Below are 9,719 nucleotides of genomic sequence, written 5' to 3' on the forward strand. Positions count from 1 at the left end.
TTTGCTATTCTTACTTTTTCTTTATCAGCTGAACTTGTTTGAATCAACCCACAAGAAGCACAAATGACTAAAGTTATAAGACTAATAAAAATTAAGATAAAGTATTTCATTATTTGTCCTTTTCTGTAATTATATAATTAAATCTTGCATTATAGGATAATCATCATTATGTTTCTTTAGTCCTCTAGCACTAGGAAGTATGAATGCTACTTGTGTGCAAGGTCCTCCACTTATATGAGGATTAGGACAACCTACAATAGAGCTATATAATAAATCAGTTTCTAAAATAAAAGGAATCTTCTTATCTGTAATGCTTTTACCCTTATTAGATTGTAATTGCACTACTCCATTATGAGGACATTTGATTTCATCATCTTCTAGAATTGGGTGAAGCATAGCAGTGCTTAAAGGTTTTAATTGTTCAGGTTGTGTTTGTTGTTTTGTTTTGGCTAATAATTCTCCAGTCATTAATGCGTCCCCTAAATTTTTATGATTAGAGCAGAATCCAACATAAAAAACAATAAAATTACTTAATTTGGAAATATAAAAATTTATTCATACATTTTAATACACATTAAATGATATTTTTTCTTAAAATTCCCCAATGCTAATCCCCAACTAAGTTTTGCTACACTTTCATCACCTAGAATAAAATTCATTTTTTCATTGTGGTTAATACGCAAATACAAGTCAATACAAAATTGATGATTGGTAAGAAATAGTATGCTCTCTTTGAGTTCTTCGTGTTTATTTTGATTGGGTAAATATTCTATGGCTCTATGGTATTCAATGTCTTTGATATAAATACCTATCTTGCTCTGATAAGAGAGGAATTTACTCCCTAAAATAAAATTTTTACCTAAAACATCATTTTTAATACCTAATTTATTTTTTTGAGAAGGAGCGATGAAAATCTGATGTGGGAGATTTTCAATGATATATAATTTATTATGCAAATTAAAATTACTTTGCAATACTTTTTCTATATAATATTTAGGACGAGAGGCACTTAAAAGCAAAGGTGCAAAAGGCAAATAATTTTTAGCAATTTCTCTATCATTAATGCCCAATATAGAAAATAAAATCTTTGAAATAGAATCACTGAAATCTTTTTTGAAACTTCTAGAATAATTTTTCAAATTCGCGCTTTCAAAAAAGAGCCAAAGAATATAATGATTAAAAAAATCAAAGAATAATGTCCATCCAGAGCCTCCATCTTCATTCCTTGAGAGCTTATCAAGCATATAAGAGGGTAGTTGTGATGTATTGCCTTGCAATCCCATAAAATTTACCATTATTTCAATCAAAAACTCTTTATTTTCTTCAATGTATTCAATCTCTTTATGAGGGTGTTTGAGGCTTTTATTGGTTCTTAAAAAAATGTCCCTTTTGTCGTATTTTTTAAGAAGCTTATAAAGAAGCTTATGGAAAGTAAAATAAGTCGTATTGTTCATAAAGAAACTTTTTTGCCGCGAGTAGCTGGATAATACAAAATCTCTTTGCTATCCAAGCATTTTATCTTTAATTCGCAAAAAGAATTAATGCTTACAAAAGAAGCAAAAAATTTAGATATTATAAGCCCTAATTTATAAACTTCTCCCAAAGAATAAAAATTAGAATCCTTAATGCCCATTATACAGAGTGTTCCCTTTTTTGTAATGTATTCATCAACGAGGTAAGTCGATTTAGATTCTATATATGCAATAGAATTTTTTAAACGCTTATAAGTTTCTTCATTCTCCTTGTCATTGACAAAACTATAACTTTCTAATACTCCAAAAAATGAAGTTGTATTAAGAATACTTTGATAATTAAAAGAGAGTATAGATACAAGCTTCCAAAGTAAATGCCCATCAACGCTATATTCTCTCATCATACTTGGGATTTTAATATTTTTAGTGGATATATCCTCAAAATTAATATGTCTTATATCGCCTATCTTAAGCTTAGAGGGTAAATTCTTATTACAACACAAAGCATCAATGGTAATTATCTCATTGTAAGAATGCCCTGAAAAAAAAGAAATTTCTTTGTATGTTTCACCTTTAGAATTTTTTTTAACATTTATACTATAAAATTCATTTTGATTGTCTTTTAAAAACTCAAAACGTTCAAAACTCTTATAATTTTTAAGAATCCTTCTTCCACTATCACTATTGTGAGCTTTGACTTGATTAATCTTTATAATTTCATAAGAATCTAAATGCACCCTATCTACAAAAATCCTATATCCATCTTTGGTATGGTCATTAATAATTGATTCTGCATTTTTGGGAAAAATATTCACAATAGGCGTAATGCTTAAAGAAAATAAATCTGCTCTGACGATGCAATTCTTTGGAAAAATTTTATTGAACTTAAATTGAATACTCAAATTTGAGCCTTGACAATCCTTTAAAATATCTAAACCCTGTATTCTTATAAAATTAAATTTTTCAGGGATAAAAAAATACTCCCTAAGCAAAGAAAAAGCCTCAAACCCTAAATCATCATAATTTAAACAACTTTCATTTGGTTCAAGCCCTATTGTTGTAATGTTGCAAGAATTAAGCTTAAACTTTTCAGAAGTATCACAAGAAATGATTTTTACCTCCTCCAAATAAAGGTGAATGAATAAAAGTAAAGTTGCGGAAGTGTAGATGTCATCTCCAAGATATAAATTTAAACAATCTAATCCTATATCACAAATTTTTAAATCAGGCTTATTAACCTTTAACCTTAAATCCATTGTGTGATATTGTTTTTCACTGCTCATAAACACTTCATCAATATCTAAAGGGTAGAGATAAACATCATAAATCGTTCTAAACTCACACTCAATTTGTTCTATGGTTATAGACTGAAGGCGACTTCCTTTTGGAACAATAATCTTATTTTTTTTACTATCTTTATTTAAAAGAAACTCTTGCATACACAAAGAAGGTAGTGGATTAGTATAATTAGGAGAGACTACATTCAACAAAGATTCTGCTATGTATGGAATATTTTGTTCCATTTCCTGATGAATTTTAGAAGTCAAAATAGCAAGATTTTCAATAATTCTCTCAATATCTGGGTCTTTACTATCAAGAGCTAAAAATGGTGCGAGTTTTGGAAATTTTTTGACAAAATATTCTCTTGTTTGATAGAGATAGGAAAGCTCTTTTTGGTAGTAAAATACATCTTCATTATTCACTAAAAGACCTCACAATATCTATCATTTTTAAAAATAATTTCTAAACTAAATTCTTTAAAATGGTCTTGAAAAAAATTGCATTGCAAAAAGAATGAAATTTGCCAAGGCGTCAAAGAATTGTCATAACGAATAGATAAGATTCTAATTCTCCGCTCATATTTGCTTATAAGGAAATGAATCTCTTTAGCCATTTTGAAGCATAAATCACTTGCGTTTAAATTAAATTCTACAACATTTGACAAACCCAAATCATTAGCTATAATACAATCATCTAACTTGGTATTAAGTAAAGCTTGAATGTTGGTCTTAATATCCTCAAATTCGTTTTGATAAAAAGGAATATTTTGACACTGATCGTCTAACTGATGAATGATCTTGCCAAGCAATGACATCTTCACTCTTTATCAAGTTTGCCCACTAATGAAAGTTCGAAATTTCCGCCCATATATTTAAAATGAGGGCGAACACTAAGCCCTATCTTATACCATCCCGGCTCTCCAGCCACATTATCCACTTTGATCTGAACTCCTCTAAATGGTCTCCTACTTCGGACTTCAGCAGGAGGATTTTCTTGGTCTGAAATATATTGTCTTACCCATTCGTTGAGTCCGTTTTCAATATCAGTTCTTTCTTTCCAACTACCTATTTCTTCTCTTTGTAAAACCTTAAGATAATGTGCTAATCTTGATATAAGGAATATATAAGGAAGCTGTGTTCCCAATCGATAATTCGTTTCTGCTTCCTTTCCCTCAGGTGTATTTGGAAATACTTTAGGTTTTAAAGCTGAATTTGCAGAGAAAAAAGCTGCATTATTACTATCTCTTCTTAAAGTCAAAGCAATAAACCCTGCTTCAGCAAGCTCATATTCTCTTCTATCTGTAATAAGCACTTCGGTTGGAATCTTGGATTGCATAGTGCCAAAACTCTCGTAAAGATAAGTAGGTAAATCTTTCACGCTCCCTCCACTTTTTGGACCTATAATACTTCCACACCATCTATATTTTGCAAAACTTTCAGTTAATCTTGTAGCAAAGGCATAAGCTGAATTGCCCCATAATAAATGATTATGTGAATTATGAACATTTTCTTTATAATTAAAAGTTTTGATAGGATTTTCTTCTGGACTATAAGGAGAGCGTGTTAAAAATCTTGTTACCATAAGCCCCACATATTTTGAATCTTCATTTTCTCTAAAGGTTCTCCATCTAGTGTATTGAGGACCTTGAAGCAAACCTCCTAAATCTTGAATATTTGCTAACTCTGAATAATTCTCTAACCCAAAAAAACTAGGAGCACAAGAGGTTAAAAATGGCGAATGGCTCATTGCAGCAATACTTGCCATTTTATTTAAAAAAGTCATATCTGGACTATTGGTGCTAAGCTGATAATCGCCTATGATAGCACCAACAGGCTCTCCACCAAATTGTCCATATTCTGAAGAATAAATATTTTTATAAATGACACTTTGGGTAATATCAGGATTGTTCTCAAAATCTTCTAAAGCTTCTTCTTTGGTTACATCAAAAAGGTTGATTTTAATATTTTCATTAAAATCTGTTCTTTCTACTAAGAAATATAAGCCTCTCCATACAGACTCTAGTTTTTGGAAATCCTCATTGTGTAGAATCTCGTCCATTTGCTTAGATACTAAATCATCAATATGTGCTATCATCTCATCTAAAGCAAATTTATTAATTTTATCTTCTACATCATCATTCTCAACAATAGCAGAGATAAATTCGGCAACACCTCTTTTAGCTATACTATAACTTTCATCATTTTTTAAATACTTACTTTTTTCCATAATGCTTTCAATAATAGGTGTATCAACCACTTTATCGCTTGACATTTTCTCTCCTATTCTTTGACTTCTTCTTTAATTTCTAAAAGCAATTTCTCTTTTGTTTTTTTATCTTTTAAAGCGGTTAAAACTGCTTTTCTAAAATCTGGAATATTACCCATAGGTCCTTTTAAAGCCACTAAAGCCTCTCTTAGTTGCATAAGTTTATTAAGCTCGGGAATTTGCTTTGCTATACTATCTGGGGAAAAGTCTTTCATACTAGAAATTTTAAGATTAATACTTAGCTCTTCTGCTCCTGTGCCCAAGGTGTTCTTAACACTAAATTTAGAACTAATATCCAATTTCTGCATTACCTGACTAAAATTTACCTTATTAATTTGTAAAATCTCTCGCTCTTCCAAAGGTAATTTATCAGCTCCTCCTGTCAAATTTGTCATTACCATCAATTTTAAGGGTAACTCAACATCTGCTTCTTGTCCATTCGTTTTTGCTTTGTATGTGATATTAATACGCTCTTTTGGAGCACTAGAACCATCAGACATTATCCAAATCCTTTCCGCGTTTTTTCATAAGGCATATTATAACGAAATTGTGTAAATTTTAGTTAAGTTTTTATATTTCTTTCACTTTTTATTGTAATTTTTGAATATTCCTCCGATAAATAATCTTTTAATAATGTTTTCTCCATTAAATCTTTAACTTGGATATAAAGTATCCTAGCATTATTTGGCATATTTTTTTCCTCAAAAAATCTAGCCATTTCAATCAAAGCATTGATATGTGAAAATATGGAATTATTGCTATTTTGAGTATTCATATCTAATAAAATTTCGTCTATATTATTCTGCTTGTTTTTATTCGCTTTGGGCTTTATATGATTAAAATCTATGTCTTGCTTCAAAAAATAATTAAAAACCTGCTCTTCACACATAGATTCACCATTACTAAACTTAAGATTAGAAATCTCCTTAAATTTAATAAGAAACTCTCTAGTTAAAGTATTAAGCAATTTGGAAGCACTTATTTTTTTACGCTTGTATAAAGATTCACAAAATAACTTTAAGCCCTCTATCCAAAAAGGATTTAGTGCAAGATTTGACATAAAACACTTAATATGTTCTAATTCATCAAAATTATTTTCAAGCAAAATTTGTATTAAATTTTTATCTGGATACTTAATTTGAGTAATACTTTCATTATGGATAGGAAGGGTTCTAATCCTCCCCCACATCGCTTCAACAAACATAGCATAAGCGTTAAGATTATCTTTATTTTTTTCTAAAAGCTCAAAAGCTAAATGGTTAAAAAATATTCTATATTCTCTATCATTTAAGGAATTGGTATTTGGGTTTTGAGTGTGAAATTCAACTTGTTTTCTAGTTGATGATATAACTTCACTTTTTTGTATCTCCTGTTTAACTTGAATCTCTTTAAAATCGCACTCTAAAATTTTCCCTAAAATCCTGAATGTATGGTTTAAATCCATGATAATCTGAGGAAAATGTGATAAGCTAAGTCTGTCAGTTTCTATTATAAAATGTTGCACGACACTCTTTATCTTCTTTTTTTGAGCATTTAAAGTATCAGCATTTTTCCCTAAATTTTCAGGAGAATTTTGTAAAATATGAACCAAAAATTCAAATAGCTTATTCATTATTCTGAAGGATTCTTCGCTGTTTAATGCTATACACGATAAAACAAAATAATGATAAATTCTAGCGTCCATAGAGAATCTTTGCAGGATTTCTAAAGAATATTCATAAACCTTGTTCCACTTTATATCCTCGTGATTCAATGTTTTATATTTTGACATCTCATCTTCAAGAAAATGGTAAATTTCCAAGTTATCCAAATTATCCTTTAAATGACTAACAAATTGCATTGATTTAATTCCTCACCAATTATTTTATAAAAGTTTTAGCAATCAAATATTAAAATATTGTCATAATTTAAATATTAAAATATTACATAATTTAAGGTTTAGAAAAATTTAAAAAGGGGGATATTGTTAATGTATCAAAAAATACTAATTTTGGCTTTATGTCTTTTATTTGGAGCTTGCTCAAACAATGTGAGTGTAAAAATAAGTAACATTGAAAAATCAAATCTTAATAATAGATTTGATGATGTTCCTGTTACTCTTATTATCTATAAACTTAAGGATGTTAAAAAATTTGAAGAAGCAAATGATAAGGACTTAATTACTAGAGAAGATGGAGCTCTTGGTAAGGATAAAATAGATTCAATCAAATTACAAATTGCTCCTAAAAGCGAAATTGTAGCAATAAAAGTTAAGGATAAAGAAGTTCCCTACATTGGTCTTTTAGCTTTATTTGCCAGTGATACAAAAAAAGTAACTAAAGCTTGGGTTAAAACAAAAGATGCAAGCGGACTTTGGAGTAGATTTTGGAATGAAAAAACACTAAAATTTGAAATCACACAAGAAGGAATTAAAACGATTAAATGAGTTCTAGGATATTAATATGGCAAATCAACTAAAAGTTGCTTGGTTTAATGGTTTAAATATTGATAAAATTCATTTTGAACAGCAAGAGAGATATTTTCAAAGAAATATAGATTTAAAAACCATTGAAGTATCAAATAATCTTTATGGAATTATTGATTTAAAATTTTCTAATGAACTGCTTATACAAGGTAAGATTGCATTAGAAAAAATTTCTGGGATAGCTAAAGATGGAAGTATTTTTAACGCTCCAGAACAAGATTTATTGCCAGAAGCTTTAGAAATCAATTATGAATCATTAGAAAATTCGGTTATAGTATTAAAAATCCCTCTAAGCACTGCTAGCATTGCTGATGTAGCCCTACAAAATAATTTTCCTAATTCTAAATACCTAACTTTAAGAAGCATTATTGCCTCAAGAACTTATGATGATAACCATAGTGTAGGTATTTCAAGGGAATTATTAGAAGATGAAAAAGATTTACAAAATACAACTTTTACTCAGGAAAAAATTAACTTAACGCTTGCGAGTTTGAGACTGAAACTCGGAATTTTAGGCAATGCAACACCTGATGAACTTGAGATTCCTATTGCCAAAATTAAAAATATAGATTCAAATAAAAAAATAGAGCTTGAAGAAAATTTTATTCCTACCTGTATTAATATCAACAAAGTTTCCATTGTCAAGTCTTTTTTAGAAGAAACATTATATTCTATCAAACAACATAAAGAGATGCTTTGGGAAGTTTTTAAAGGCATTGACCAAACAAAAAATACTTTAGATTTCAGCACTTATTTATCTTTAAATCTTCTTAAAAAATGGTTTTTAATTTTTTCTTACCTTATTCACAAGAACAAATTACACCCCGAATATTTATATGAAAAGCTTATTGAATTTCAGGGGGAACTTGGGGCATTTGGCGTTGAAAATTCCTTTTTAGAATTTATTGCCTACCAACACGATAATTTAAATGAAACTTTTTTTCCTTTAATCAATAATATAAAGATTTTATTTGCTAAAATTACTTCTCCGAGATATTCAATGGCAAAACTTATAGATAATGGTAATGGTTTCTATGATTTGTTATTTGATAACGCTGGAATTTTAGAAGAATCTGAACTTTTCTTAGCCATTAATGCTGATGTTAATCACGAATATTTATTAAAAAACTTTAAAACACAAAGTAAAATCCATACGCAGAGTAAAATCAAAAATATAGTAGCTACTCAACTTAGAGGATTGAATATTATCCAAATTCCAAATATTCCTTCAGCTATCCCTTATTTAAATGGCTATGTTTATTATAAGCTAGATAAAAAAGATGAATTGTTTAAACATTTTAAAGGAGAAAACGCAATAAGTATTTACCTTACTCATAATATTAAGAATCCTGATATAAAAATGTGGGCAGTATTTTAAGGAAACAAAATGCAAAAACAATCAAATGCAGAGACACAAGAATTTAGCTTGCTTTTAAGTTCCGGTTTAAGCGGTCTTGGAAATAATAAAGTTGTTGATTATTGTTTAGAACTCCTCTTGCTCTCTTTTAGATTATCTAAAGTAACCTTACTTGATACAAGCACCATAGAATCCCTTAGAGAAAAAATTGTCAATGATATTTTGACTTGGAGTTCCAAACTTAGTGCTTTAAGAGAATATGATGAAAAAGACATTATTAGGCTTAGATATTGCCTTTGTGTTTTCATTGATGAGATGTTAATGAAAAATGAGCTTTTTATTAATAGCTCTTGGGCAAATAATACCCTAACAGTGCGTTTATTTGACGAAACTTTAGGGGGAGATAATTTTTATGATATAACACATTCTTGGCTTAACAATCCTGCCAAAAACAAAGATTTTTTAGAATTTATTTATGCCTGTCTTGTATTGGGTTACAAAGGCAAATATTCAAACAACAAAGATGTAGAAGAAAGAATTTTGCTTTTTTGTAATAATATTGCTTCTTCTCTCACACCATTATATGATGTTAGTGAAGAACTAGCCTTTACAAAAGCTTATGATGGAATCATGAAGGAGAGTTTTTGGCAAAATTTTCAAAGAATGTATCTTAAAAAAATTTTAATTGCTTTGCCTTTATGTATCATTGTAGGAGTTTTTATCTATGCTGTATTTGACCTTGAAGTTAATAACAGACGAATACACGATAGCGTGAATGAAATTATCAAAAATTATTAAAATTAAGATTTTTATCCATTTCTAAAATTTACCTAAATTCTTTTTTGCACTTTCATTGTATTTCCAATTCTAAAAACAATAT

10 protein-coding genes are annotated in these 9,719 nt (G+C 29.0%); 3 read left to right on the top strand and 7 right to left on the bottom strand.

The genetic code is table 11. The features are described 5' to 3' along the window. Window positions 1-129 precede the first annotated feature (129 nt). The 7 genes from HCCG_RS10845 to HCCG_RS10875 form a co-directional block, all read right to left on the bottom strand. Window positions 130-468, bottom strand: a complete 339-nt coding sequence (locus HCCG_RS10845) for a hypothetical protein (RefSeq protein WP_002957593.1) — start codon at window positions 466-468, stop codon at window positions 130-132. Between the two features lie 83 nt (window positions 469-551). Further along, window positions 552-1,454, bottom strand: a complete 903-nt coding sequence (locus HCCG_RS10850; RefSeq protein WP_002957594.1) for a type VI secretion system baseplate subunit TssG — start codon at window positions 1,452-1,454, stop codon at window positions 552-554. Next, the gene (gene tssF / locus HCCG_RS10855; RefSeq protein WP_002957595.1) at window positions 1,451-3,175 is read right to left on the bottom strand and encodes a type VI secretion system baseplate subunit TssF; all 1,725 of its coding nucleotides are present in this window, start codon (window positions 3,173-3,175) and stop codon (window positions 1,451-1,453) included. Before tssF ends, HCCG_RS10850 begins: the two co-directional genes overlap by 4 nt. Beyond that, window positions 3,175-3,567: a GPW/gp25 family protein gene (locus HCCG_RS10860; RefSeq protein WP_002957596.1), complete on the bottom strand. Its 393-nt coding sequence runs from the start codon at window positions 3,565-3,567 to the stop codon at window positions 3,175-3,177. Before HCCG_RS10860 ends, tssF begins: the two co-directional genes overlap by 1 nt. A 2-nt stretch (window positions 3,568-3,569) precedes the next feature. After that, complete coding sequence (gene tssC, locus HCCG_RS10865) at window positions 3,570-5,024, bottom strand: type VI secretion system contractile sheath large subunit (RefSeq protein WP_002957597.1); 1,455 nt, start codon at window positions 5,022-5,024, stop codon at window positions 3,570-3,572. 8 nt (window positions 5,025-5,032) lie between these two features. Further along, complete coding sequence (tssB, locus tag HCCG_RS10870) at window positions 5,033-5,518, bottom strand: type VI secretion system contractile sheath small subunit (RefSeq protein WP_002957598.1); 486 nt, start codon at window positions 5,516-5,518, stop codon at window positions 5,033-5,035. A gap of 62 nt (window positions 5,519-5,580) precedes the next feature. Continuing rightward, window positions 5,581-6,858, bottom strand: a complete 1,278-nt coding sequence (locus HCCG_RS10875) for a type VI secretion system domain-containing protein (RefSeq protein ID WP_002957599.1) — start codon at window positions 6,856-6,858, stop codon at window positions 5,581-5,583. A gap of 129 nt (window positions 6,859-6,987) precedes the next feature. Here HCCG_RS10875 and tssJ point away from each other — a divergent pair, with 129 nt between their 5' ends. Genes tssJ through icmH form a run of 3 tightly spaced genes read left to right on the top strand, consistent with a single transcriptional unit; the run spans window position 6,988 to window position 9,637 of the window. Continuing rightward, on the top strand, window positions 6,988-7,443 hold the full coding sequence (gene tssJ, locus HCCG_RS10880; protein WP_002957600.1) for a type VI secretion system lipoprotein TssJ: 456 nt from the start codon (window positions 6,988-6,990) through the stop codon (window positions 7,441-7,443). 16 nt (window positions 7,444-7,459) lie between these two features. Then, window positions 7,460-8,860: a type VI secretion system baseplate subunit TssK gene (gene tssK, locus HCCG_RS10885; RefSeq protein ID WP_002957601.1), complete on the top strand. Its 1,401-nt coding sequence runs from the start codon at window positions 7,460-7,462 to the stop codon at window positions 8,858-8,860. 9 nt (window positions 8,861-8,869) lie between these two features. Next, a complete protein-coding gene (icmH, locus tag HCCG_RS10890) occupies window positions 8,870-9,637 on the top strand; it encodes a type IVB secretion system protein IcmH/DotU (protein WP_002957602.1) in 768 nt (255 codons plus the stop codon). Window positions 9,638-9,719 lie beyond the last annotated feature (82 nt).

The sequence above is a fragment of the Helicobacter cinaedi CCUG 18818 = ATCC BAA-847 genome, from assembly GCF_000155475.1.
GTDB classification, from domain to species: Bacteria; Campylobacterota; Campylobacteria; order Campylobacterales; family Helicobacteraceae; genus Helicobacter_C; species Helicobacter_C cinaedi.

Bases quoted from the DNA above. Each gene is read 5' to 3' on its own strand.
- HCCG_RS10845 (WP_002957593.1), bottom strand. From the start codon at position 468: ATGACTGGAGAATTATTAGCCAAAACAAAACAACAAACACAACCTGAA.
- HCCG_RS10850 (WP_002957594.1), bottom strand. From the start codon at position 1,454: ATGAACAATACGACTTATTTTACTTTCCATAAGCTTCTTTATAAGCTT.
- HCCG_RS10860 (WP_002957596.1), bottom strand. From the start codon at position 3,567: ATGTCATTGCTTGGCAAGATCATTCATCAGTTAGACGATCAGTGTCAA.
- tssC (WP_002957597.1), bottom strand. From the start codon at position 5,024: ATGTCAAGCGATAAAGTGGTTGATACACCTATTATTGAAAGCATTATG.
- tssB (WP_002957598.1), bottom strand. From the start codon at position 5,518: ATGTCTGATGGTTCTAGTGCTCCAAAAGAGCGTATTAATATCACATAC.
- HCCG_RS10875 (WP_002957599.1), bottom strand. From the start codon at position 6,858: ATGCAATTTGTTAGTCATTTAAAGGATAATTTGGATAACTTGGAAATT.
- tssJ (WP_002957600.1), top strand. From the start codon at position 6,988: ATGTATCAAAAAATACTAATTTTGGCTTTATGTCTTTTATTTGGAGCT.
- tssK (WP_002957601.1), top strand. From the start codon at position 7,460: ATGGCAAATCAACTAAAAGTTGCTTGGTTTAATGGTTTAAATATTGAT.
- icmH (WP_002957602.1), top strand. From the start codon at position 8,870: ATGCAAAAACAATCAAATGCAGAGACACAAGAATTTAGCTTGCTTTTA.